Origin of the sequence: Rathayibacter sp. AY1A2, from assembly GCF_002930935.1 — a bacterium.
GTDB lineage: Bacteria > Actinomycetota > Actinomycetes > Actinomycetales > Microbacteriaceae > Rathayibacter.
Window position 1 is genome coordinate 129,477 of record NZ_PSTP01000002.1, and the last position, 24,617, is coordinate 154,093.

Below are 24,617 nucleotides of genomic sequence, written 5' to 3' on the forward strand. Positions count from 1 at the left end.
AAGGAACCCCCTCCCGTCGTCTCGACAGGAGGGGGTTCTCTCGTTGTGCGGTGCGGCCGCGGCTCAGGCGGCCGGGCGGCCGACCATGCCGGCGGGCGTGCCCCAGGTGTTCCAGATGCGCACGGGCTTGCCGTAGTCGGCGGCCTCGATGATCTGGTTGTTCCCGAGGTAGATGGCCACGTGGTAGTAGTCCCCGCCGCCACCCCAGAAGATCAGGTCGCCGCGCTGGCGCTGGCTGTAGGGGACGAGCTTGCCGGCGCCGGCCATGGTGTTGTACTGGTTCGTCGCCGAGTGGGTGCCGATGTAGATGCCCGAGGACGCGTACGAGGCCTTGGTGAGGCCCGAGCAGTCCCACTGGTCCGGGCCCATGCCGCCGAGGACGTACTCCTCGCCGAGCTGAGCCATCGCGTACGAGATCGCGTTCTCGACGGCGCCGCTGGTCGGCACCAGGACCGGAGCGGTCACCGGCTGCGGGAGCGGCTGAGCCGCCGGCTGGGCGACCGGCTGAGCAGCGGGCTGGGCCGGAGCAGGAGCCGGAGCCGGCTGCTGCTGCGCGGGCTGCGGAGCGGCGGGCTGCGGGAGGGACGCGGTCTGATGCGACGGGGCGGCGGCGTCGGCCTGCGCCGAGGACTGCTGCTGGGCGGAGCGGGCGGTGGACTGCGCCTGAGCGGCGGCCTCCGCCTCGGCCTGCGCCTGGGCGGCGGCCTCGTCGGCCTGGCGCTTCTGCTCGCCCGCGAGGTACTGGGTCTCGGCCTCGACCGAGGAGTCCTTCAGCAGCGCGAGCTGGGCGACCAGCTCCTGCGACTTCTCCTCCTGCGCCGAGAGCGACGCGCGGGCCGACTCGGCGGCGGCGTCGGCGTCCTTGCGGGCTGCGTCCGCCTCGTCCGAGAGCGCCTGGTGCTCGGTGACGGCGAGGTCGGCCTGGTCGCCGAGCGACTCCGCGTTCTGCTTGTCGGCGAGGGCGTCGGCGTAGACCTTCTGCGACTGCTCCGAGAGCTGCGACATCGCGCCGAGCTGGTAGAGCAGGTCGCCCGCGTCCTTGCCCTTGGCCACGAGGCTGGCGGAGAGGTCGCCACCGGCGGCGCGAGAGAGGTGCGCGGCCAGCAGGCCGGCGCGCATCTTCGAGGTCTGGGCCTTGGCGGAGGCGGTGGTCGCCTTCTCCTCGAGGTCGTCGACGGCCTTCGCAGCGGCGTCGAGCGCCTCCTTGGCCTGGCGCCAGGCCTCGGCCTTCTTCATCGCGGTGATCGACTTCTCGTCGACCGCGGTCTGCAGGCTCGCGATGAGGCCGGTGATCGAGTCGATCTCTGCCTGCTTGCTCGCCTCGTCCTTCTTGGCGTTCTGCACGTCGTCCCACGAGGGGTACTTCGCGTCGTCGGCGAGGGCCGGGGTGATGCCGAGGGACGCGGTGACCGCCGTGACCGCGAAGGCGGCGGAGATGACGAGCGGGAGGCGGCCCTTCCAGGCGCGCTCCCGGGGTGCCGGGGTGAAGGTGCGTGCGGTCGTCTGTGCGTCAGCCAAGGGTGACTCCTCGTTGGGCCATGAAAGGTTGGGCGTCGACGGCGGAGCCGTTGACGCGGGTCTCGAAGTGCAGGTGGCAGCCGGTGGAGGCGCCGGTCGAGCCGACGGCGGCGATCTGCTCGCCCGCCTGGACCTGCTGGCCGACGCGGACGTAGATCCCGCCGGACATGATGTGGGCGTAGCCGGTGCTGATGCCGCTGCCGTGGTCGATCAGAACCCAGTTGCCGTAGGTGCCGTTGGGGCCCGCGTAGGAGACGGTGCCGCTGTGCGCCGCGAAGATCGGGATGCCGCAGCCGCCCGCGAGGTCGGTGCCGCGGTGGTACGAGCCGGAGGATCCTCCGCCGGTCGAGATGCTGTCGCGCGGGCCGAAGGTGCCGGTGATGCGGCCTCCGGCAGGGCGGACCCAGCCGGAGTCGCTGACGGCGCTGGAGCCGCCGCCGCCCGAGGGGGCGACGTACCCGCCGCCGCCACCGCTGCCGCCGCTGGACGCGGCCGCGGCCCGGGCGGCCTCGCGGCGCGCGGCCTCGGCCTGGGCGGCGGCCTGGCGGGCGGCCTCCTCCTCGGCGAGCTTCCGGAGGCGCTCGGCCTCGCGGGCGGCGACGCCGGCCTCGTACTCGGCCACGGTCTTCGACTCGGTGTCGCGGAGCGCGGCGAGCTGCTGCTCGAGCACGACGCTCTGCTCCTGCTGCTCGGCGAGCGCGGCCTCGGACGCCTCCTGAGCGGCGGTCGCCTCGGCCAGCTTCTGCTCGGCGGCGACGCGGAGGCGCTCGCGCTCCGTCTGCGCGACCTCGGCCTGGTCGGCGAGGGACGACGCGGTGTTCCGGGCGGTGCTGGCCTGCTCGTAGATCGCGGAGGAGCGCTCGACCAGCTTGGTCATGCTCCCGATCTTCGACAGCAGCTGGTCGGCCTGGCCGGCCTTCTGGTCGAGGAAGATGTTGACGGACAGGTCGGTGCCGGTGCTGCGGTAGAGCTGCGCGGCGAGCAGGCCCGCCTGCTGCGAGGCCTTGTCGGCCTCCTCGGCGCTGGCGGCGGCCCGGTCCTCGAGCTTCTTCGACTGGTCCGAGGCCTCGTCGAACGCCTGCTGAGCGGCGAAGTGCTCGTCGCCGCGCTGCTGCGCGAGCTGCTGAGCGGAGGCGACCTCGCTCTGGAGGTCGCCGATCAGGGACGTGATCCGGTCGACCTGAGCGGCGGCGGCGGCGGTGTCGCCCTTCGCCGCCTCGACGTCGGCCCACGACGGGTACTCGACCGCCTGGGCGGGAGTGGCGACGAGCAGGCCGGCGACGAGCGCGACGACGGCGGAGGCCAGGGCAGCACCTCGGAGTCGCCCGAGTCGCGGCGCGCCGGGGAGGCGGGCGGGACGCGGACGGCGCAGGGAGTGGGGCATGGGACCTCGGGGATAGGGGGCCCTCCCTCCGCGGCGGTGCGGCTCCGGCGCGCGGGTGGGGGGAAGAGCGATTCCGCCCCACCCTAACCGCGGCCCTGCCCGATCTCCTAGACCCGGGTCAACCCCGGACGGGGTGCACGCCGCCTGCGGAACCGTCGATTTTGCATCCTGCGCCGCGGCCCCCTATGCTTGCGTGTCGGTAGTCATGGGGGGTCGGCCGCAGGGTCGCCCCGCGAGTCTCCGGCCCCATCGTTTAGTGGCCTAGGACACCGCCCTTTCACGGCGGCAGCACGGGTTCGAATCCCGTTGGGGTCACGGATGGGTCGGTACTACCAGCACCACCAGAAGTACCAGCACCACCGGAAAGTGCGCCGGCTCGAGAGGGTCGGGGCGTGAAAATAGAACAGCCTCGAAGGCAGTATGCTTGTCTTCGCAACGAGGCCCTGTAGCGCAGTTGGTTAGCGTGCCGCCCTGTCACGGCGGAGGTCGCGGGTTCAAGTCCCGTCAGGGTCGCAAAGAGGCCCTTCCGAGAGGAAGGGCCTTTTTCAGGAGATCACCTCTCCAGCGACATCACGTCGCAACGGCTCTGTAGCTCAGTTGGTAGAGCGCACGACTGAAAATCGTGAGGTCACGGGATCGACGCCCGTCGGAGCCACTGGAACCCTCGCCTAGCTTCTACATGGCGGGGGTTTCTTCGTACCCGGAGGTCCCCGCCGCCGCGATCCGCCGCACATCCCTCCCGTTCCGGCCCGCGCCGAGCAGTGACTGCGGCCCGGATCCCGTCCAGGCGGTCTGCGTAGGCTGGCCCGGCCATGGAACCCGACGCCTTCCCGCCGCCCGATCCCGCGACGCTCGCGCCCGACTCCGCTGCGGCGACGTCGTGGCCGGCCGAGCCCCTCCCCTCGGTCCATGCGCCCTACTCCTCCCTCCTCTACCTGCCCGATCCTCGGGTCCGCTGGGGCCTGCCGACCGCCGTGCTCACGATCGTCGGGATCGTCCTGCCGCTGGCCGTGCTCATCCTGCTGTTCGGGTTCGGCGTGCTCCCCTACTCCGCCGGACTCGCCTTCGCGGGGGCGCTCGCGAGCTACCTCGTCGCGCTGATCGTCCCGTTCGCGGCGTCTCGGCTGCGCGGCCTGGGCACGATGGCGGCCGACTTCGGGCTGCGGTTCCGCTGGATCGACGTGCCCATCGGGATCGGGCTCGGCGTCGCGGTGCGCGTCGTGATCCTGTTCGTGCTCGCCGCGTTCGCTCCGCTCCTCCAGGACGCGCAGGGGAACCTCGACATCGACCCCGACCCGCTGTGGTTCGTGCTGAGCTCGGTCCTCATCCCCCTCGTCGTCGCGCCGCTGGTCGAGGAGGTCCTCTGCCGCGGCGTCGTGATGCGCGCGGTGCGGAACCGGATGCTCCGGGGCTCCGCGGAGTCGGCGCCGCCCACCCGCGGCCGCCGGGTCTGGGCGATGGTGTTCAGCATCCTGGCGTCCACGGCGGTCTTCGCCCTGCTGCACGGGCACCAGATGGTGAACCCGGCGACGATCGTGACGCTCGGCGTGACCACGGTCACCGCGGGACTCGCGCACGGCTGGATCGCGACGATCACCGGGCGGCTCGGAGCGGCGATCGTCTCGCACGCGACACTGAACGGCTCCGCGGTGCTGCTGCTGGCGCTGCTGCCGCTGCTGACTCCGTAGGGGGATCTCGAGAGGCCCGATGCGCGGGCTGCTCGATCGGCAGGAGTCGGGGCGGCCCGATCGGCGGCGTGGGGCGACGCGTCAGACGTCGTAGGTGCGCGCCCCGGGCAGCGGGCCGCGGACCTGGCGGTGGAGGCGCTCCATGTCGGCGTCGAGGGTGGCGGCGGTGCGGGCCGCGTCGGCGAGGCCGTCGAGGAGCTCCTGCGGGACCTGGCGGTCGTACTTGTAGTAGATCTTGTGCTCCAGGCTCGCCCAGAAGTCCATCGCGATGGTCCGGAACTGCACCTCGACGCAGACGTCGACCGATCCGCCGGAGAGGAACACGGGCACCTCGACGATCGCGTGCAGGCTCTTGTAGCCGTTCTCCTTCGGCTCGGCGATGTAGTCCTTCACCTCGAGCACCGTCACGTCGGACTGCGAGGTGAGCAGGTCGAAGACGCGGTAGACGTCCGAGACGAAGCTGCAGGTGATCCGCACGCCGGCGATGTCGGTGATCGCGTCGGCGATGCCCTCGAAGGTCGTCTCGCAGCCCTTGCGCTCGATCTTCTCGATCAGGCTGTCGGCCGACTTGAGCCGGCTCGTGACGTGCTCGATCGGGTTGTACTCCTGCAGCTCGCGGAACTCCTCCTGCAGGATCGACACCTTCGTGACGATCTCGTCCATCCCGAACTTGTACTGGAGCATGAAGCGCGCGAAGTCGTCGCGCAGGGCGCGGATCTCGGCGACGGTGGTGGCGTCGAGCGCTTCGGCGACGGCATCCGTCAGCGGAGGGACGGCGTGCGCGGGTTCGGGGATGCGGGATTCCACAGTCGGACACCCTACGCGCGGAGTCGTTCGAGACCGGTGGGAGGCGCCCGGCCTAGCCTGGGAGCGTGATCACCGAGCCCCGCCCGCTGCGCTTCTGCGCGTTCGTCATGAACACCGCCTCCCACATCCAGCACGGCCTCTGGCGCCACCCCGACGCCCGGCAGCACGAGTTCGACGACGTGCAGCTCTGGATCGACCTCGCCCGGACGCTGGAGCGCGGCCGCTTCGACGCGATGTTCTTCGCCGACGTGGCGGGGCTCTACGGTCCGGCGGACGGCGACTGGGACGTCAACGCCCGCGAGGGGCTGCAGCTGCCCAGCAACGACCCGTCCGTGCTGCTCTCGGCCCTGGCAGTGAGCACCGAGCACCTCGGCTTCGCGTTCACGAGCTCGGTGCTGCAGTCGCATCCGTTCGACTTCGCCCGGAAGGTCTCGACCCTCGACCACCTCTCGAAGGGGCGGATCGCCTGGAACATCGTCACCAGCGCCCTCGACGGCGCGGCCCGCAACTTCGGCTACGACCGGCTCGAGGAGCACGACGAGCGCTACGCCTGGGCGCAGGAGTACCTCGACGTGGTCTACAAGCTGTGGGAGGGCTCGTGGGACGACGGTGCGCTCCTGCGCGACAAGAGCGGCTCCTTCGCCGACCCGGCGCGCATCCACCGCATCGACCACGTCGGGAAGCGCTACCGCGTGCAGGGGCCGCACCTCTCGGCTCCGTCGCCCCAGCGCACGCCCGTGCTCTTCCAGGCCGGCTCCTCCCCCGCGGGCCGGCGCTTCGCCGCGCGGAACGCGGAGGCGCAGTTCGTGTTCTCGGGGTCGCCGGAGAAGACCCGCGAGCTGATCGAGGACACGCGGGCCCTCGCCGCGGCGGCCGGTCGCGGAGCGGGTGCGCCCTCCTTCTACCTGGGGCTCTCCTTCATCACCGGCGACACGGAGGAGGAGGCGCGCCGCGCCGAGCGCGAGATCGACGAGTACCTCTCCTCGGACGCGTTCCTCGTGCACTCGAACCTCGGCTTCGACCCGGCGACGGGCGAGAAGCTCGACCCCGACCTGCCGCTCTCGGCGATCGAGACCTACGCCGGCCAGAGCCACCTGCAGTGGATCCGCGACGCCTCCCCCGACCGCGAGCCGACCGTCCGTGATCTGGCCCGGCTCTCGGCGAAGCTGCGCGGACGGGTCGTCGGCACTCCGGAGCAGATCGCCGACCACCTGGCGGGCTGGCGCGACGCGGGGATCGACGGGATCAACGTCGTCAACTGGATCCTGCCCGGCAGCTACGAGGAGTTCGTCGACCGGGTGATGCCGGTGCTCCAGGAGCGGGGCCTCGCGCAGACCGAGTACGCCGAGGGGACGCTGCGACGCAAGCTGTTCGGGACGGACGAGCTGCCGGCGACGCACCCGGCGCGGGCGTACCGCGGGGCGTTCGCGGGCTGAGCCGTCGCGGGCCGGGCTCTGCGCGTCCACTGCCCCTGCACCGGCTGCCCGCCCCGCCCCGCGCACTCCGCCGAGCGGGGGACGCGAGGGCGGGCGCGGCTCCGTAGCGTCGAGGGATGATCCAGACCTGGGGAGTCCTGACCGCGCTGTACGGAGTCGTCGTGGCGGCCGTCGCGGTGCTCGCGATCGTGCTGCTGGTGCTGCTGTGCCGCCTGGTGCTCGCCGCGCGCGAGAACCTGCAGGCCTCGACGCGGCTGCGCGAGCTGCAGATCGAGCGGATGCTTCTCGAGGACGAGTAGCGGACGCGACGCCGGCCGCGACCAGGTCTCCTCAGCGAGGAGCACTCGCGGCCGACGACGCGCGGTCCGGTCAGGGCAGAGCGGGTCGCGCCTCCGGGCGGGGCGCCCGCGGGATGAGCAGGCCGAGGGCGACGGCGACCAGCGCTCCGATCGCGCCGATCACGAACGTGGTCTCGAAGCCCTGCGAGCTCGGCAGCTGCACGTCGCCGACGGACACGGTCAGCTGCGCGAGCACGCCCGCGGTCACGGCGGAGGAGAGCGTCGTGCCGAGGGTGCGCATCAGCGAGTTCAGCCCGTTCGCGGCGGCGGTCTCCGAGGCGGGGACGGCGTGCATGATGAGCGTCGGCATCGCGGCGTAGGCGAGGCCCAGGCCGACACCGATGAGGGCGTTGATCACCAGGATCTGCCACACCTCGCCGCCGAACGGGAGGATCAGCAGGTACGAGACCGCGATCAGCCCGGAGCCGGCGATCAGCACGAGCCGCGGCCCGGACTGCGCCGAGAGGCGGGCGGCGAGCGGGGACGTCGCCATCATCGCCAGGCCCGAGGGCGCGAGCACGAGGCTCGCCACGATCAGGCTCAGGCCGAAGCCGACGCCCGACGCGGCCGGCAGCTCGAGGCGCTGCGGCAGCGTGATCTGGGCGCCGAAGAACGCGAAGCCGACCGCCACCGAGGCGAGGTTGGTGAAGAGCACGGCGGGGCGGGCGGCCACCCGGAGGTCGACGAGCGGGCTCTCCTGCCGCAGCTCGTACCAGCCCCAGAGGAGCAGGACGGCGATGCCGCCGAGGCCGGAGCCGAGGATCGCGGGGCTCGTCCAGCCGGAGTCGTTGCCGCGCGAGACGGCGATCAGCACGCCGCTCAGTCCGAGGGCGAGGCCGATCGTGCCGACCACGTCGAAGGTGCCGGGCGAGCGCAGCGTCGACACCGGCACGACCAGGAGGACGAGGACGATGTCGAGGACGCCGAGACCCGCGGACATCCAGAACAGGACGTGCCAGTCGGTGTTCTGCGCGATGAGGGCGCTGAGCGGCAGGCCGAGCGCGCCGCCGATGCCGAGGGTCGCGCTGACCAGGGCGATCGCGCCGGGGAGCCGGTCGCGGTGGAGGGTGTCGCGGAGGATCGAGATGCCGAGCGGGATGACGCCCATCACCGCGCCCTGGAGGGCCCGGCCCACGACCAGCGTCCACACGTCCCCCGCGAAGGCGCACACGATCGAGCCGATCACGAGCACGACCAGCGCGGCCACAGCCATCCGCCGCTTGCCGTAGAGGTCGCCGAGGCGGCCCGAGACCGGGGTGAGGATGCAGGCGCTCAGCAGCGTCGCGGTGATCACCCACGCGGTCTCGGTGCGGTCGGCGCCGAGCAGCGTCGGCAGCTCGGACTGGATCGGGACGACCAGCGTCTGCATGAAGGAGGCGCTCATGCCCGCGAAGGCGAGGACGGCGGTGATGAGGCGCGGGTCCGGCGAGCGGGTCAGGGAGCGTCTGTCGGAGTCGGGCACGGCGGTCCTTCGTGTCGGCGGCGGACGCGCACCCGGACCGCGGCGGCGGGCGGGCCGTCGTCGGCGGGATCGTATCGCTCGGCTCTGCTTTCGACCGGCTCGGGGCTCAACAGCGCGGGCCGCCGCTTTGTTCCCTCCTCCTCCTTCCCGCGCGCGTCGGGCAGGACGAGGATGGGCGGATGATCGACATCGAGAGCTGGATCACCGGCTACGAGAAGGCCTGGGCCACGGACGACGCGGCAGACGTGGCCGCACTGTTCACCGAGGACGCCGAGTACTTCACGGCGCCGCACCGCGACGCGATCACTCCGCGCGACGCGATCGTCGAGTGGTGGCTGGCGGAGGAGGAGCCCGCCGACCCGACGTTCGCGTGGGGCCTGGTCGCACTGACGGAGGAGACCGCGGTGGTGGAGGGGCGCACCGTCTACCCGGGCGACCGCACCTACCTGAACCTCTGGGTCATCCGCTTCGCCCCCGACGGGCGGGCGCGCTCGTTCACCGAGTGGTACATGGAGGAGCCGGCCGACTCCGTGTCCTGACCCGCGCGGGTCCCCAGGGAGCGGCGAGGAGCCCTCAGCGGCGCCCGGTCAGAGCTGCGCGGCCGCGAAGGTGTCGCAGCTGGTGGCGTCGCCCTCGAAGCCGGCCCGGAACCAGCGCTGCCGCTGCTCGGCCGAGCCGTGCGTCCACCCCTCCGGATCGACGGTGCCGGTGGCCTGCTCCTGGATGCGGTCGTCGCCGACGGCGGCCGCGGCGCCGAGCGCGTCCTGGTACTCCTGCGCCGTCACCGGCTTGAGGTAGGGCGTGCCGGTCTCGTCGGGCACCGTCGAGGCGTCGCCCACCCAGGCTCCGGCGAAGCAGTCGGCCTGCAGCTCGAGGCGCACCGAGTCCGACTCGGGGCCGGTGCCGGAGCGGTCCGCCGACTCCATCGCGCCGGTCAGGTTCTGGATGTGGTGGCCCCACTCGTGGGCGAGGATGTACATCTGCGCGAGCGATCCGCCCGAGGTGTCGAACCGGGTGCGCAGCTCGTCGAAGAAGTCGGTGTCGAGGTAGATCGTCCGGTCCGGCGGACAGTAGAACGGGCCGACCGCGGCGGTCGCGCTCCCGCAGCCGGTGGTGGTGCTGTCCTCGAACAGGTCGACGCCGGTCGGGGTCGTGTAGGCGACTCCGAGGGTCGGAGTCTGCTCGCCCCAGTAGCGGTCGAGCGACTCGGCCGCACCCTCGAGGCGGCAGTCGACCTGCGTGTTCGCGTCGGCGCCGCTGTCGCAGGCCACCGCGGTGGAGGTGACGCCCTCCGGCGAGGACCCGCCTCCGCCGAACACCTCGCCGAGGCCCGAGAGGTTCACGCCGAGCAGCTGCGAGAGCAGCGCGAGCACGACCACGCCCACCGCGCCCCCGCCGACGGCGATGCCGGTGGTGCGGCCGCGGCGGCGGACCTTGCCGCCGCTGAGCTGGGAGTCGTCGTTGAAGGTCATGCCGACGAAGCTAGCGCTCCGCGGACGGGCTCCGCTCGGGCTTGCGGTCAGCCCCAGCGCGACTCGCTGGCCGAGCGGATGATCTCGAGCAGCGCCTCGCGCAGGGGGCCGTGCTCGAGCGAGCCCGGGAACATGTCGACCTCGAGGCGGTGCGCCCGGCGCCAGGCCTCGCTGCCCACGTCGGTGAGCGCGACGAGCTGCCGGCGGCGGTCCGACGGATCCGTGGTGCGCGAGACGTGGCCCTCGCGCTCGAGGCGCTCGATGGTGCGCGACATGGTCTGCACCTCGACGTGGGCCGCGGCGGCCAGCTCCTTCTGCGCGACGGGACCCGCCTGCAGGAGGTGCAGCACGATCAGGCCGGCGTGGGTGAGGCCGATCTCGGCGAGAGCGCCGTGCCAGGCGTGCTCGACCATCCGGGAGGCGGTGGAGAGCAGCCGGCCGGTGGGCCAGTCCTCCATACCGGAGGCGTCGTCCGCGCGCATCTGATCAGGGTAGACCCGCTCCCGGGGCACGACGGCACCGGGCGCGGGACGCTCAGGCACGGGCGCCCGGGCATCCCGGCCGCGAGGCGCGGACCGCCCCGCCCGTCAGGACGCGAAGCGGTCCGTCGCCTCGATCAGCGCGTCGAGGATCCCCGGCTCATCGAAGGCGTGGCCCGCGTCGGCGATCATCCGGAAGTCGGCCTCGGGCCAGGCCCGGTGCAGGTCCCAGGCCGTGAAGGCCGGGGTGCACATGTCGTAGCGGCCCTGCACGATGACGGCCGGGATGTCGCGGAGGACGCCGGCGTCGCGGATCAGCTGCCCCTCCTCCAGCCAGCCCCTGTGCACGAAGAAGTGGTTCTCGATGCGGGCGAAGGCGAGCGCGAAGACGGGATCGGACCAGTCCGCGATCAGCTCCGGCTTCTGCAGGAGGGTGATGGTCGACGCCTCCCAGGTGGTCCAGGCGACACCGGCGGGGCCGTGCACGGCGGGGTCCGCGTCGTGGAGCAGGCGGTAGTACGCCTCGATGAGGCTGCCCCGCTCGCCGGCCGGGACGACGGAGGTGTAGCCCTCCCAGAGGTCCGGGTAGACCGCGGCGGCGCCGCCCTCGTAGAACCACTCGAGCTCGGCGCGCCGGAGGGTGAAGATCCCGCGGAGGACGATCTCGCTGACCCGCTCGGGGTGGGTCTCGGCGTAGGCGAGGGCGAGGGTCGAGCCCCAGGAGCCGCCGAGCACGAGCCAGCGCTCGACGCCGAGGTGCTCGCGGAGGCGCTCGATGTCGGCGACCAGGTACCAGGTGGTGTTGGTCGAGAGGTCGGCCTCCGGCTCGCCGGCGTGCGGGGTGGAGCGGCCGCACATCCGCTGGTCGAACAGCACGATGCGGTACTTCTCGGGGTCGAACAGCCGCCGGTGGGCGGGCGAGGTGCCGGCGCCGGGGCCGCCGTGCAGGAACACGACGGGCTTGCCCTCGGGGTTGCCCGAGACCTCCCAGTAGAGCGAGTGGCCGTCGCCGACGTCGAGCATGCCGGAGTCGTGGGGCTCGATCTCGGGGTACAGAGTGCGCATGGCCCGCACCCTACCGACTGTCAGGGTCGCGGTCCGCGAGGCGGGCGGCCCGGCCCCGGAGTGGGCGGGAGCGCCCGCGTCCACCCGGCGCACCCGCCTCCCGCGGTCGTTACTGTGGATCGGACCTGCACGCCCCCGTCGAAGGAGCCCCCATGCCCACCACTGTGCGCGGCGTCATCGCCCGGTCGAAGGGCGCTCCCGTGGAGCTCGTCGACATCGTCGTCCCCGATCCGGGCCCGGGCGAGGCCGTGGTCGACATCGAGACCTGCGGTGTCTGCCACACCGACTTCCACTACCGCGAGGGCGGGATCAGCGACGGCTTCCCCTTCCTCCTCGGTCACGAGGCGGCCGGACGGGTCAGCGCGATCGGAGAGGGAGTCACCCATGTCGCGGTCGGCGACTTCGTGGTCCTCAACTGGCGCGCGGTCTGCGGCGAGTGCCGGGCCTGCACCCGGGCCGAGCCCTGGTACTGCTTCGACACCTTCAACGCGACGCAGCGGATGACCCTGGAGGACGGCACCGAGCTCAGCCCCGCCCTCGGGATCGGCGCCTTCGCCGAGAAGACCCTCGTGCACGCGAAGCAGTGCACGAAGGTCGATCCGGAGGCGGACCCCGCCGCGGTGGGCCTGCTCGGCTGCGGGATCATGGCCGGCCTCGGCGCGGCGATGAACACCGGGAACGTGACGCGCGGCGACTCCGTCGCGGTCATCGGCTGCGGAGGAGTCGGCACGGCCGCCGTGGTCGGCGCCGCTCTCGCGGGCGCCGGCACGGTCATCGCGATCGACCGGGACCCCAAGAAGCTGGTTGCGGCCGAGAAGCTCGGCGCCACGCACGTCATCGACTCCAGCGGCCTCGACGAGGCGGGCGTCATCGCGGCGGTGCAGGCCCTGACGAACGGCTTCGGAGCGGACGTCGTCATCGACGCTGTGGGCCGCCCCGAGACCTGGCGCCAGGCGTTCTACGCCCGCGACCTCGCCGGGACCGTGGTGCTGGTCGGGGTGCCGACTCCCGAGATGACCCTCGAGATCCCCCTGCTCGACGTCTTCGGCCGCGGTGGATCGCTGAAGTCGAGCTGGTACGGCGACTGCCTGCCCGAGCGCGACTTCCCGATGCTGACCGGCCTCTACCTCCAGGGCCGCCTGCCCCTGGACGAGTTCGTGAGCGAGCGGATCGGGATCGAGGACATCGAGGAGGCCTTCGCCACGATGGCCGGCGGCGACGTGCTCCGCTCGGTGGTGGTGCTCTGATGGGCGCGCGGATCGAGCAGCTCGTCACGAGCGGCACCTTCAGCCTCGACGGCGGCACCTGGGACGTCGACAACAACGTCTGGATCGTCGGCGACGACTCCGAGTGCGTCGTCATCGACGCGGCCCACGACGCGGACGCGATCCTCGCGGCCGTCGGCGAGCGCCGGCTCCTCGCCGTGCTGCTGACCCACGGGCACGACGACCACCTCGACGCGGTCGAGGGAGTCCGCGCTGCGACCGGCGCCCCGGTGCTGCTCCACGAGGCCGACCGGATGCTGTGGGACGCCGTGCACCCCGGCACGGCCCCGAGCGGCGCCCTGGTCGACGGGCGGATCGTGCCCGTCGCCGGCGTCGAGCTCGAGGTGCGGCACACCCCGGGCCACACCCCCGGCGCCGTCTGCTTCGTCGCCGAGGCGCTCGGCACGGTGTTCACCGGCGACACGCTCTTCCAGGGCGGGCCGGGAGCCACCGGCCGCTCCTACAGCGACTTCCCGACGATCATCGACTCGATCACGGAGCGCCTGCTGACGCTGCCCGCCGCGACGGTCGTCCGGACCGGCCACGGCGACTCGACCACGATCGGAGCGGAGGCGCCGCACCGCGAGGAGTGGATCGCGCGCGGGCACTGACCGGGCGGGGCGGGGGCAGAGGCTGCCGGCCCTCCCGCTTCGGCGTTCTGCTCGCCCGGATGTCCGACGGGTGTGGGAGTTTCGCAACCGATGGTCGTGCTCCCTTGTTACCGTGAACAATCGCCGGTACCGTGCGAAGACCATACCGCTGGCGGGATCCCCCGTCCGCCCACCGGTTCGCTGCAGAACCCGAGAGGACACGTCGACGATGACGTCACGACCCCCGGGCGGAGGCAGGCCCTCGCGCCTGCTCGCCGCCACCCTCGCCGCATCCGCGACGATCGCCCTCGCCGCCGGCGCCGCCGTGCCGGTCGCCGTCGCCGCGACAGCGGCGACCACTCCCGCGCAGAGCCTGCTCGCGGACTTCACCTTCGACACCGCCCCGAGCGGAGGCGCCTTCACCGACAGGTCGACCCGCGCCGCCGTGAAGGGCACGCCGACCCTCGTCGCCGGCCGCACCGGGCAGGGCAGCGCCGTCTCGCTGTCGTCCTCGTTCTGGCTCGACCTCACTGCGACCGACGGGCAGCCGCTGCTGAAGGGTCGCGACTCCGTCACTCTGTCGTACGACTCCAAGCCCGCCGCCGCGGACAACGTCGGCTGGTCGGTCTTCGCCGCTCGCTCGGCCGCGACCCAGGACTACGCCCAGGAGAAGTACGTCGGCGTCCTCGACAGGACGAACGGCATCACCGTCGAGCGGTACGCCAACAGCGGCGCCCGCGACTCCTCGGGCAACCTCACCGGCCCGAGCAGCACGGAGTGGAAGCACGTCGATCTCGTGCTGAGCGCCGGCACCGCCCGCCTCTACGTCGACGCGAAGCCCGTCGCCGTCACGACGGCCGGCCCCTCGCTCGCGACGGTCCTCGGATCGACCGGCGGAGTCCTGCAGATCGGCAAGGCCAACTGGGGCGGCGGGGAGTACTTCGCCGGACTCCTCGACAATCTGCGCGTCTACGACCGCGCCCTGACCGGGGCCGAGCTGGGCGCGACGAGCAGCACCGTGGCAACCGACCTGCGCGCCGCCCTCGACGTCCCCACGACCGTGCTCGGCGACCTGCCCGCGCAGGTCCTCGGGAACACCGTGACGTGGACCGCCTCCGGCGCCGGCGCCGCGCGCGTCTCCTCCACCGGCGCCGTGAACCTCTCGGGCCTCACCGCTCCCGTCGCCGTCCGCCTCCAGGCAGCCGTCGCCGGGCAGACCTACGCGTGGGACAGCACCCTCGCCGTGCCCGGCGGGCGCATCGCCACCTCCGTCAAGACCGTCACCACGACGAACGGCGTGAAGGACGACCCGCTGGCGTACAACGACGACCGCCGCGCGGACTCGCTCTTCACGGCCGCACTGCCCGCCGGCGCGACCACCTGGGAGCCGCTGAACCGCTCGCAGTCGATCCTCTCCGTCCTCAAGGACGGCGATCAGGCGCAGCGCCCGAACGCCCAGATGGGCTCGCCGCTGCTGTTCCGCTCGAAGGACGGCTCGCTCGGCGCGGTCTCGTCGCAGAACAACGCCACGGACTCCGTCTACCTCTGGAGCTCCGCCGACGGCCGCACGTTCCGCGACCAGCGCGTCCTCCGGGTCGCGCCGGGCTCGGTCGTGACCGACCCGCGGATCGTCTTCGACTCCGCCCTCGGCGTCTACAAGCTGTTCTGGACCGATCTGCTCACCACCGAGGGCCGCGTGACGCTGTTCACGGACCTCGCCTCCGGCACCGCTCCCGGAGCGACCACCCGCGCCGACGCCCGCGTCCCCGGTGTCCAGGGCTCGGGTCTCCCCGCCGGGTTCACCCAGGGCCAGGCCGGCGAGACGGCGCTGACCTCGACCGAGTTCAGCACGTTCTACCGCGAATACGTCGACCTGAAGAACACCGGTGTGAAGTCGCTCAGCGGCTCCGTCGACTCCGGCGCCGGATCCGCTGCGATCGCCGCAGCGCTCCCGGGGCAGGCCGTGATGGAGTACAACGACGGCTCGACCAAGTCGCTCAACGTCGACTGGCAGGACGATCTGACCACCGCCGTCGACACCTCGCGTCCCGGGACCTACCGGGTCACCGGCTCCGTCCAGCAGGACCCCGAGGCGATGGTCAACGAGGCCCGCGCGGATCCGCACGTCTTCTTCAACGAGGACGACGGCTACTACTACCTCACGGGCTCGCACTACGGTCAGGACTCGCTCGGCCCGATCGAGGAGAGCTCCAGCTACCGCAAGATCGGCCTCAAGCGCTCGAAGACCATCGCCGGTCTCGACTCCGCTCCCGAGCAGATCGTGATCGACCCCGACGCCGGCACGCCCGGTCGCCAGAGCCAGTACCCGAACACCTTCTACGGCTGGGGCGGATACATCTGGGCGCAGGAGTTCCACAAGATCAACGGCACCTGGTGGATCGTCGCCGGCATGAACAAGGGCTACGCGCCTGTGGGCGGCTGGTGCGACAACACCGTCCTGATCCCCTACACCGGGACCGACGCCTCGATCGCCGAGGGCGGATTCCTCGACCAGACGAACTGGGGCGAGCCGGTCGTCCTCGAGGGCGCGGCCTTCGACGTCAGCTACATCGACCGCCAGGAGAACGGCGCCACCCAGGGCTACTGGGTCCTGCCCAACGGCAACACGCTCTCCCTCGCCAAGGCGACGATGGGGCCCAAGGGCACCGTCCCGCTGGTGACCGGTGCGGTCACCCGCATCTACGGCGAGAGCCAGCCGTGGGAGTCGGGCAAGCGCTCGCCGACCCCGTCCGACACCACCGAGGGCAACGACCAGGGCGTCGTCGAGGCGCCGTTCATCGTGTCCAAGGGAGGACGCATGTACCTCACCTACTCGGGCGGAACGGTCGACAAGTACTACTCGCTCGGCCTGCTCACGGCCGACGCGAGTGCCGACCTCCTCAACCCCGCGACGTGGACGCAGACCGCGTTCCCCGTGCTGGACACCGAGGACACCTACCTGGGCCGCCTCGGCGCGGACGAGACGCAGTACTTCTCGCGCCAGCAGGCCGGCACCGGGCACAACTCGTTCGTCGAGGACGAGTCGGGCAACCTGCTCCTCGCCTACCACGCCCGCCCCTACCCGGACCCGCACACGGCGACCGATCCGCAGAATGCGGGCGGCCTGTTCGATTCGGACCGCAACACCTGGTTCAAGGGCGTGAACATCCGCGCGAGCGGCCGGCTCGACCTCTCGCTCTCGAAGGAGCAGGAGGTGGCCTCGGCCAACCGCACCGTCACGGCGACGATCACCGTGAAGGCGCCGGCTGTGCCCGTCACCGCCACTGCAGCGGCTCGCTGCGTCGCGGGCAAGGTGGTGGTCACGCTGACCACTGTCAACAAGGCCGCGTCGACCGCCGACCTCCGCTGGAACACCCTGTGGGGCGCGAAGACGCAGCAGATCGATGCGGGCCGGACCGCCTCGCTGGCCGTGACCACGCGGGCCGCCTCGGTCGCCGCCGGCACCGTCCAGGGGGTCGCCACCGTCGGCAGCGCCTCCGCTCCCGTGAGCGCCGCCTACCCGGCGCTCCGCTGCGGCTGACCTGACCGGGTCCTCCGACCGACGACGCCCGGCCGCCTCTCACCTGAGGGCGGCCGGGCGTCGTCGTTCCGGTCTGCGGTGATGTGCCGGGCGACCGGGTCGCGACCCTCGATGATCTCGGCGGTGCAGCCGGCATCGCGGGAGAAGACCCACCGGATGACGCGGCCGCGTCGGACGACCGGACCGTTGCGATCCACGAACGACTCCCCATCGAGGGGAGGTCGTCGGTCGGCGACGTACGGGGTGTCGTGAGTCGGACGGGAAGAGGCGAGCCGGTCTGCCGCTGCTGCACGAACCGGCCCGCCCCTTCGGCATCGTCTCAGTGGACGAGGGCGGCCTCCGCCTCGTCCCAGGCGGGGTTCAGGTCTTCCTTCTTCCCTCGGATGAGGAGGAATCCGGTGAGAGAGGCCGCGACCATGGTCACTGCTGCGGCCAGGAACACGGCCTTGTAGCCGTCGGTGAATGCGGTGAGCTCGGCCGTTCCGGACGCGATGGCGGAGTCCGCGGTGCTCGCGTAGAACACGGTGAACACCGCGAGACCGATGGACCCGCCGATGTGGAAGACGGAGTTGACGACGGCGGAGGCCACTCCGGCGTCCTCGTTCTCGACCCCGAGAAGGGCGAGGTTCTGGACGGGCACGAAGAGCATGGAGAGTCCGATTCCGAGCACGACCAGGGCGGGCAGGACCTGGAGGAAGTAGTTTCCGTCCGGGGTGATGCCGAGGAGCAGGAAGAGCCCAGCTGCCGAGACGAGCGGCCCGACGATCATCAGGGGTCGGGGGCCGAACGTGTTGAGGATCTTCGTGGTGACGGGCGAGAACGCCATGATCGCGACGGTCATGGCGAGGTTCGCGAGTCCTGCCATCAGCGGTCCCATTCCGAGCACGATCTGGAAGTAGAACGCGAGATAGAGGATGGCCCCGATCATCACGGCGCCATTGGCGGCCTGGATCAGGATCGCGCCGCCTCGCACACGACGCAGGATGACGCGCAGGGGCAGCAACGGCTGGTCGACCGTGCGTTCGATGAGCACGAAGACGGTCAGCAGGACGATGCCGAGTGCGAGGAAGGCGACGGTGTCGATCGCGCCCCATCCGTGCTCGGCTCGGGTGAACCCGTAGACGATCGCGCCCAGTCCCAGGGTCACGGTGACGGTTCCCCAGACGTCGTAGCGGTTGTCTCCTTCCGCCTTGCTCTCGCGGAGCACGAGAGCCCCGCCGACGAGGCCGAAGGCGACGAAGATGAGGTTGACGAAGAGGCACCAGCGCCAGTCGGTGAATTCGGTGAGCACGCCGCCCAGGATCAGGCCGATTGCGGCTCCGGATCCGGCGACCGTGCCGAAGACGGCGAAGGCGAGATTGCGCTCCTTGCCGTGGGCGAACGTCACGGTGAGCATGGCGAGTGCGGCGGGGGCGAGCAGTGCCGCGAAGGCGCCCTGGACGCCGCGAGCGATGACGAGTTCCATGCCGCTCTGCGACAGTCCGGCCCAGAGCGAGGCCGCTCCGAAGCCGATCATTCCGACCATGAAGGTGCGCTTGCGGCCCCAGTAATCGGCGATCCGACCGCCCAGAAGGAGAAGTGCTCCGAAAGCGAGGGCGTAGGCGGTGACGACCCACTGGCGCAGGCTGTCGCTCATCCCGAGATCCAGTTGGGCCTGAGGCAGGGCGATGGTGACGATCATCGTGTCGAGGACGACGACGAGCTGGGTCATGGCGAGAACGGCGAGCGCCCACCAGCGGGCGTTCGGCTTGTCCGCGATTCTGGACATGAAGAAACCTCCAGGCTTCTGAGGAATGAAGTCGCTGGAGGTTTTCAGCCTCGGATCCCGCACCGGCAGTGCATCTGACCGCCCACAGCTCCGAAGCTGGGCAGGCCGTTACCGTACCACAACTGTACAATCATGAATGTACAGTTGCTTTCTGATTCGTCGACCGTGACAGCCGTCCCTCCGGCTGCAGTCCGTCGTCAGGACGGCTCGACACCGAGGGGGTCGAGCCTCACCTTCCGACGTCGGCAGGAGAGGATGGCAGACTGGCGGCCGACGCTGTCGCACCCGCTCGTGCGGTGACGCGTCGACACCCTCCGGGCGCCTCAGCACCCGCCGTCCCTAGCTGCTCACTCGGACCGAGGGAGCGGCGGAATCGATCACGACATGGAACCGAACCCGCCCAGCGGTGAGGGGGTCCTGGCTTCTCCTCGGACGTCTCCTCGCGCGACGCGACCCAACAACCGGACTCGGATCCTCGACGCAGCGGTCCGTGTCGCGGCGAGGGAAGGTTCTGTTCGCGTCACGCTCGAAGCGACTGCCGAAGAGGCTGGGCTGACACGCGGTGGAATGATGTACCACTTCCGCGATCGAGCCGATCTCGCCCATGCTCTCCAGGAGCACGTCGCGGCCGGCTGGGAAGCCCAGCTGATCGACGTCGCGGGGAAGACCGCGAACGAGGCCACCTTGACGGAGCGCGTGAGTGCCTACGTCACCGTCGCCCTGACGCCGTCGACGCACATGCAGATCGGACTCCTCCAGGCCACGGGCAGCGACACCGCTCTCCGAGCGCCGGTAGCGGAGGTGCGCCGAAGGTGGACGCCCTCCGCAGAGGAGACCGCGACCGATCCGATCGCTCTCCGCCAGTTCATCGCCTGCCTTGCGGCTGACGGCCTGTGGTCGCACCACTCCCTCGGAGGCGATCGGATACCGGACGACACTCGAGCCGCGGTGATCTCCGAGATCATCCAGCTCTCCAGCACGGGGTGATGCACGAAGGGCGCGTTCCGGCGTGAGGCGGGTCCCCCGCCCGCCTCACACTGCTGAGGATGCAGCAGCGACGGCGTCCTCGAGGAGCGCCGCCACCGCCTCGCGCCGCGGCAGCACGGTCGCGAGCGCGGCGCCCATGACGGTCGGCGATGCCTCGTGCTGCCCCGGAGCGCTCGGGACGCGGTCGGAGGCGACGCACTTGTCGAAGTCTCTCCACGTGGAGCGTCACCGACACGACCGATCCGACGACGGCCGACCAGGAGACGTCCCGCGTGCGCCCGCACAGGCACTCGGCTCGTCAGCGGGACAGCAGCGCGACGTGGATCTCCTCGGCGAGGAGGTCCAGTGCTCTGGCGTGGGACGCCAGGAAGGCCCGGCCGTCGCGCGTGATCGAGAAGCGCTCGATGCGCTGCAGCGGGGTCCTCCTGCCTCTCTCGAGGAGCACCAGACCCCGGCGGGAGAGCCGCAGGAGGCGCTTGCGCACCTCGACGACATCGACACGGTCACCGGAGCGGTGGTCGAGAACCTCTCGGAGGCGGGACTCGCCGCGGTTCTCGCCGGTCGCGAGCGCGATCAGGATGAAGACGTCGGTGCTGCAGTCGAGCCCGCAGGCTCCGCAGCGGTTCGTGCACCGCGCAGAGCGTGCCAGGGACACGAGGAATCGATCGAGGCGCATCACGGGTGTCTCCTGGGGAACGGCGGTCTCCTGCTGCAACGAGAGGAACGGGCCGGACCGGTCACGGTCGGCCCGCATCCGGGAGTCCGCTCAGGAGAGGTTCGCACATCAGCGATCGGTCCGGACAGCAGGATACGGCCCGATCGCCGCCCCGGTCCGCAGCCGGTGGTGATGCCGCCGCGGCGGAATCGTCGGGCGATCAGGGTCGAGGACCCGTCCCAACGGCGCAGGGGGGGCTCAGGAGAGAGGGAGGGCGTTGCCGTTGATCAGCAGGAGGTCGTGTCCTCCGACCGCAGCTGCGCTGCCGGCCGCTCCGTCGTCCTTCTCCTCGGTGAGGGTGTGCGACTGCGCGACCTTCGTCAGCACGGGCCCGATCGTCGGGACCGTCCCGGCCCTCCTGCTGTGGTGCATCTCGTCGGTCGTCCTTCTGAGGTGGCGGCACTGCAGGGCGGCGCAGTGCCGGTCGGAGGCGGGACGACGAGGGAGCGGGCGATCGTGGCGCCCGCTCCCTCACCGTCTCAGCGGCAGCTGCGCGCCGGGTAGTCGACGCTCGTCTGCGTGCTGACCGTCTTCCCGTCGACGACGGCCTTTCCTGTCGCGGCCACCGACCCCGCGGGGATCGAGACCGCTCGGGTGGTGACGGCGCTCGACGCGGACGATCCCGGAGCGACTCCGGTCACGGTCTTCGAGCCGAAGGCGGTGACGGTCGTGATGTCCATGATCGAGCGGCTGTCGTTCTTGACCACAGTGGTCAGGACGACCTTCCCGCTGACGCAGCGGGTCGACGCCGTGGCGGTCACGGTCAGGGGCGACGTGACGGTGACCTTGGCGGTCACAGTCCGGTTCGCGGGTGCGACCTCCTCCGTCGGCGTCAGGTCGAAGACCGGCCGGCCGTCGGCGGCGTAGTGGATGCGGGCGAGACGGGTGTCGCGGCCGTCACCCCCGACTCCGTTGCCCCAGGTGTGGTAGACGTACACGTCGTTGCCGTCCTCGTCCTGGGTGACGGCTCCGTGGCCGGGACCCTGCTCGTAGGTGCGGTAGTCGAGGACGCCGTCGGGCAGGGGAACGCTCTGCAGGAGCGGGGCGTCGTACTTGGTCCAGCTCGCGATGTCGGTCAGGTCACTGCCCTCCTTCGCCCAGGCGCCGCCCACGATGTACTTCGGGCTGACGCCGCTGCTGGAGTAGACGAGCGTGATCCTCCCGTCGCGCTGGATCGCGAACGCTCCCTCGGACAGGTGGTCCTCGAACGTCAGCGAGGGCACGATGATCGGGGTCGGCTCGCCGATGACGCGGGTGGGGTTCGCGGGATCGACCTTGGCGATCCAGGTCGCCGGGTCGCTCACTCCGTTGTCGACGTAGCGCTGGGACCAGGCGTAGTACGCAGTTCCACCGGACTCGAAGTAGGTCATGTCGAGGCTGATGTTGCGTCCCGTGCCGGGGCGTCCGAGGGCGCTCCCATCGCTCTTCACGACGGCGCGCGGCGCGCTCCAGTCGGAGGGGTTCGCGGGGTCTCCGCCGTCGCGCAGCTGCATGATGTGCGCCTGCACCGTGAACCACTGACCGTTCTGGTTCGACTGGTCGTTGTCCGGGTTGAAGCACGGGGCGAACAGGATGGAGAGCTTGCCGCCGATCTCGTGGATCTCGGGGGCCCAGTAGCAGCCCGCGATCACCTTGCCCTCGGCGGTGCGGTCCATCCGCGTGGTGCGGTTGAGGAGGTCCACCTCACGGGCCCGTCCGCCGTTGTCGTCGCTGAGCTGGTCGATGCTGTCGGCGACCCGGATCGGCAGGTGCTGCGAGGCGACGTTGTTGTTGTTCGTGTCGTCCGTGGCGGTGAAGAGGTACTGCGTCTTCCCGTTGCGCTCGTAGCGGTAGATCGTCGGATCCGCGCGGTTGTAGGCGAACGGCTCGTTGTACTGCCGCTGGCGGACGGTCCCGGAGAGGTCGTACGTTCCCGGGCCCTTCGCGGCGAGGTCGGCGAGCTGCTGCTGGTTCCAGTCGATGCCGAGGCTGCCGGTCGAGCCGTCGTTGTAGGAGAGCTGCGCCTTCACTCCGGACAGGGCGGAGGTATCGCCCTGATCGATCGTCTGCGGTGCGACCGAGGATCCGGTGTTGACCGTGCGGCCGAACCTCTTCACGAGCGAGTCGGCGACGGAGCCGGAGACCGTCAGCGCGCCGCCCGGCAGAGCGTCGGCGACGCGGCCCGGGACTCCGGAGAGGTCGGGAGCGGCGACGGTGGCGGGGCTTCCTCCGAGGACCGCACCGCGGTTCCCGTCGGTCACGACGACGCTGCGACGGCCGCCGTCCTTCGGCCAGAACGCCTGCGCGCGGAGCTCGGTGCGGGCGAGGTCCGTGACGGTCGTGTACTTCGCCGCCCCGGAGGAGTCCGTCCAGGAGACGAGGTAGCGGTTCTGGTCCGTGTCGAAGACGGCCTTCGGCGCGACGACGCCGCCGGTGGTGCCGAGGTCGATGAGGCCGAGCTCGGTGAAGTCGGACGCGGTGGCGTCCGTGGCCTTGAAGATCAGAGCGCTCGAGGCCCCGGTGCCGTCGGACGCGCCCGACTGCAGGACGCGCGTGGCGATCACGCCGACGGTGCCGTCGGCGAAGGTGAACAGCGAGGGGTTCGCGAGGCCGCGGTTGTCGGCCTTGTCGGTTCCGAGGAAGACCCCGTCGGCGAAGAGGACTCCCGAGTTGCCCGAGAGCGGTGCTGCGTCGGCGACGGACGAGCCGAGTGCCAGGTGGAGGCCGCGGGCGATCGTGTCCTGGTTCGCCTTGTCCTCGCCGGTCGGCGTCCGGGTGTACGACACCACGGTCTTCGCCGTGGAGGCGCTGAGGACGGTGGTGCGGAAGGTCTTCGTCAGCGTGGTGGCGCCGACCTTCACGGAGGCGGTGAGCGCGAGTGCCCGGTCGGTCGCCGAGTCGTTCACGAGGCGGCTGCCGGACAGGCCGGCACCGTCCGCGCTCCACGACACGGTGTAGCCGGCGACCGTGGGAAGAGCGGTTCCGGAGGCGACGGTCGGCGGGACGACGAGGGCGGTGCGCAGGCGCGCCGTGGCGTCGGCCTCGGTGTCGGCGGCGACGGTGACGGTTCGCGCGGTGCCGGTGGCGGCGGATCCGGCGAACGTCGCGGTCGGGGTCAGGGTCACGGTGGCGTTCGCCGAGCCGGGTGCCGGGCGGCGCACGGAGCCGTCGGTGCCGATCACCGCGGGGTCGCTGCTCGCCCAGGTGAGGACGGAGCCGCCCGCGCCGCGGGTCGGGAGGGAGAGGTCGCTGGTGACGGGTCCGGTCACGGCGATGGTCGCCGCGGCGGCGTCCGATGCAGCGATCGCGGCAGCGGCCGGAGCCGCGTCCTCGCGCACCTGGTCCTGGGTCAGTGCGGAGGAGTAGACGTGCACGTCGTCCATCGCCCCGGCGAAGAGAGGGTCAGGGCCGTAGAACGACTTGCCGAGGAGGCCGGAGAAGGCGGAGGTGCCGACAGTCGCCGCTCCGGTCGCGGAGGTCGGGGTGGTCTGGGCGAGCCGGCCGTCGACGTAGGTCGAGACGCTGACGCCGCTGCGCAGGACCACGGCGACGTGGCTCCAGCGGCCGGTGGCGGCGGGACCGGAGTCGGCCGCGCGCTGCTCCGAGCCGTTCTTCACCGCACCGATCAGGCTGCTTCCACACTGGGGCGTGGTGAAGAGGTACCGCTCGGTCGACTGCCCGAGCGCGTACGCCCAGCTGCAGTTCTGGTTCCCCTCCCAGCGCAGCCAGGCCGACATGGTCACGTCGGTGGTGGCCGCCGTGGTCAGTCCCGGCGCGATCTCGGCGTAGGCGGCGGAGCTGCCTGCGGCGCCGCCGGGGAAGCGGAGTGCGCGGTCGGTGCCGCCGCGCGGACCGGCGACGGTCGTCGCTCCGGTCCCGCGTACGGTGGCGGAGCGGCCCGCAGCGGAGTCGGTCAGGGTCGTGCCCGCGCCCACGGCGGAGCCGACGGCGGCGGACGAGGAGAAGTCGTAGGAGAGGACCGGGCTGGGCACCGCGGCCTGTGCGGGTGCCGCGCCGAGCGCAGCCCCTCCCGCTGTCAGGCTCGCGGCGACCAGGAGGGCCGTCGTGCGTCGGAACCGCATTGTTCGTCTACTTCCGTGGGAGAGGTGGATGCGGGGAGCAC

General features: G+C 71.5%; 19 protein-coding genes and 3 tRNA genes. 11 read left to right on the top strand and 11 right to left on the bottom strand.

Going from position 1 to position 24,617, the window contains the following annotated elements; genetic code table 11:
* Positions 1-63: 63 nt before the first annotated feature.
* Positions 64-1,518 carry an NlpC/P60 family protein gene (locus tag C5B93_RS03110; protein WP_104291750.1) on the bottom strand — a complete coding sequence of 485 codons (1,455 nt, stop codon included), beginning with the start codon at positions 1,516-1,518 and terminating at the stop codon, positions 64-66.
* Positions 1,511-2,902 (bottom strand): peptidoglycan DD-metalloendopeptidase family protein, encoded by a 1,392-nt coding sequence (locus C5B93_RS03115; RefSeq protein WP_104291751.1) that lies wholly within the window; start codon positions 2,900-2,902, stop codon positions 1,511-1,513. Before C5B93_RS03115 ends, C5B93_RS03110 begins: the two co-directional genes overlap by 8 nt.
* A gap of 242 nt (positions 2,903-3,144) precedes the next feature.
* Between C5B93_RS03115 and C5B93_RS03120 the strand changes: the two genes are divergently transcribed.
* The 4 genes from C5B93_RS03120 to C5B93_RS03135 all read left to right on the top strand — a co-directional run bounded on the left by C5B93_RS03120 (position 3,145) and on the right by C5B93_RS03135 (position 4,590).
* A tRNA-Glu gene (locus C5B93_RS03120) sits at positions 3,145-3,217 on the top strand.
* A gap of 124 nt (positions 3,218-3,341) precedes the next feature.
* Positions 3,342-3,415: transfer RNA gene (locus tag C5B93_RS03125), tRNA-Asp, on the top strand.
* Between the two features lie 69 nt (positions 3,416-3,484).
* A tRNA-Phe gene (locus C5B93_RS03130) sits at positions 3,485-3,557 on the top strand.
* 157 nt (positions 3,558-3,714) lie between these two features.
* Complete coding sequence (locus C5B93_RS03135) at positions 3,715-4,590, top strand: CPBP family intramembrane glutamic endopeptidase (RefSeq protein WP_104291752.1); 876 nt, start codon at positions 3,715-3,717, stop codon at positions 4,588-4,590.
* 81 nt (positions 4,591-4,671) lie between these two features.
* Here C5B93_RS03135 and C5B93_RS03140 read toward each other — a convergent pair whose 3' ends face one another.
* Entirely contained in the window at positions 4,672-5,274 is a 603-nt protein-coding gene (locus C5B93_RS03140) for a GTP pyrophosphokinase family protein (protein WP_104234325.1), read from the bottom strand.
* A gap of 230 nt (positions 5,275-5,504) precedes the next feature.
* On the opposite strand from C5B93_RS03140, the gene C5B93_RS03145 reads away from it, so the two are divergent.
* Together C5B93_RS03145 and C5B93_RS03150 are read left to right on the top strand one after the other, a co-directional pair.
* Positions 5,505-6,833: an NtaA/DmoA family FMN-dependent monooxygenase gene (locus tag C5B93_RS03145; protein WP_374953130.1), complete on the top strand. Its 1,329-nt coding sequence runs from the start codon at positions 5,505-5,507 to the stop codon at positions 6,831-6,833.
* 116 nt (positions 6,834-6,949) lie between these two features.
* Complete coding sequence (locus C5B93_RS03150) at positions 6,950-7,132, top strand: hypothetical protein (protein WP_104291753.1); 183 nt, start codon at positions 6,950-6,952, stop codon at positions 7,130-7,132.
* Between the two features lie 70 nt (positions 7,133-7,202).
* Here C5B93_RS03150 and C5B93_RS03155 read toward each other — a convergent pair whose 3' ends face one another.
* Positions 7,203-8,633 (bottom strand): MFS transporter, encoded by a 1,431-nt coding sequence (locus tag C5B93_RS03155; RefSeq protein WP_244230520.1) that lies wholly within the window; start codon positions 8,631-8,633, stop codon positions 7,203-7,205.
* 179 nt (positions 8,634-8,812) lie between these two features.
* Here C5B93_RS03155 and C5B93_RS03160 point away from each other — a divergent pair, with 179 nt between their 5' ends.
* Positions 8,813-9,172 carry a nuclear transport factor 2 family protein gene (locus C5B93_RS03160; protein WP_104224401.1) on the top strand — a complete coding sequence of 120 codons (360 nt, stop codon included), beginning with the start codon at positions 8,813-8,815 and terminating at the stop codon, positions 9,170-9,172.
* A gap of 48 nt (positions 9,173-9,220) precedes the next feature.
* Here C5B93_RS03160 and C5B93_RS03165 read toward each other — a convergent pair whose 3' ends face one another.
* The 3 genes from C5B93_RS03165 to pip form a co-directional block, all read right to left on the bottom strand.
* The gene (locus tag C5B93_RS03165; protein ID WP_104291754.1) at positions 9,221-10,105 is read right to left on the bottom strand and encodes a neutral zinc metallopeptidase; all 885 of its coding nucleotides are present in this window, start codon (positions 10,103-10,105) and stop codon (positions 9,221-9,223) included.
* A gap of 47 nt (positions 10,106-10,152) precedes the next feature.
* Complete coding sequence (locus tag C5B93_RS03170; RefSeq protein WP_104247849.1) at positions 10,153-10,587, bottom strand: MarR family winged helix-turn-helix transcriptional regulator; 435 nt, start codon at positions 10,585-10,587, stop codon at positions 10,153-10,155.
* Between the two features lie 105 nt (positions 10,588-10,692).
* A complete protein-coding gene (gene pip, locus C5B93_RS03175; protein WP_104226020.1) occupies positions 10,693-11,649 on the bottom strand; it encodes a prolyl aminopeptidase in 957 nt (318 codons plus the stop codon).
* Between the two features lie 152 nt (positions 11,650-11,801).
* Between pip and C5B93_RS03180 the strand changes: the two genes are divergently transcribed.
* The 3 genes from C5B93_RS03180 to C5B93_RS03190 all read left to right on the top strand — a co-directional run bounded on the left by C5B93_RS03180 (position 11,802) and on the right by C5B93_RS03190 (position 17,045).
* On the top strand, positions 11,802-12,896 hold the full coding sequence (locus C5B93_RS03180; RefSeq protein WP_104291755.1) for an S-(hydroxymethyl)mycothiol dehydrogenase: 1,095 nt from the start codon (positions 11,802-11,804) through the stop codon (positions 12,894-12,896).
* On the top strand, positions 12,896-13,525 hold the full coding sequence (locus tag C5B93_RS03185; protein ID WP_104224396.1) for an MBL fold metallo-hydrolase: 630 nt from the start codon (positions 12,896-12,898) through the stop codon (positions 13,523-13,525). Before C5B93_RS03180 ends, C5B93_RS03185 begins: the two co-directional genes overlap by 1 nt.
* 208 nt (positions 13,526-13,733) lie before the next feature.
* Positions 13,734-17,045 (top strand): family 43 glycosylhydrolase, encoded by a 3,312-nt coding sequence (locus C5B93_RS03190; protein ID WP_104291756.1) that lies wholly within the window; start codon positions 13,734-13,736, stop codon positions 17,043-17,045.
* 319 nt (positions 17,046-17,364) lie between these two features.
* Here C5B93_RS03190 and C5B93_RS03200 read toward each other — a convergent pair whose 3' ends face one another.
* Positions 17,365-18,813 (bottom strand): MFS transporter, encoded by a 1,449-nt coding sequence (locus tag C5B93_RS03200; RefSeq protein WP_104226024.1) that lies wholly within the window; start codon positions 18,811-18,813, stop codon positions 17,365-17,367.
* A gap of 384 nt (positions 18,814-19,197) precedes the next feature.
* Between C5B93_RS03200 and C5B93_RS03205 the strand changes: the two genes are divergently transcribed.
* Positions 19,198-19,800 carry a TetR/AcrR family transcriptional regulator gene (locus tag C5B93_RS03205; RefSeq protein WP_104291757.1) on the top strand — a complete coding sequence of 201 codons (603 nt, stop codon included), beginning with the start codon at positions 19,198-19,200 and terminating at the stop codon, positions 19,798-19,800.
* 298 nt (positions 19,801-20,098) lie between these two features.
* On the opposite strand, the gene C5B93_RS03210 is transcribed toward C5B93_RS03205, so the two are convergent.
* The 3 genes from C5B93_RS03210 to C5B93_RS03215 form a co-directional block, all read right to left on the bottom strand.
* Complete coding sequence (locus C5B93_RS03210; protein WP_146076480.1) at positions 20,099-20,479, bottom strand: hypothetical protein; 381 nt, start codon at positions 20,477-20,479, stop codon at positions 20,099-20,101.
* Positions 20,480-20,713: 234 nt separating this feature from the next.
* Entirely contained in the window at positions 20,714-20,887 is a 174-nt protein-coding gene (locus C5B93_RS17115; protein WP_181068307.1) for a hypothetical protein, read from the bottom strand.
* Positions 20,888-20,994: 107 nt separating this feature from the next.
* Positions 20,995-24,576: a family 43 glycosylhydrolase gene (locus tag C5B93_RS03215; RefSeq protein WP_104291758.1), complete on the bottom strand. Its 3,582-nt coding sequence runs from the start codon at positions 24,574-24,576 to the stop codon at positions 20,995-20,997.
* Between the last annotated feature and the right edge of the window lie 41 nt (positions 24,577-24,617).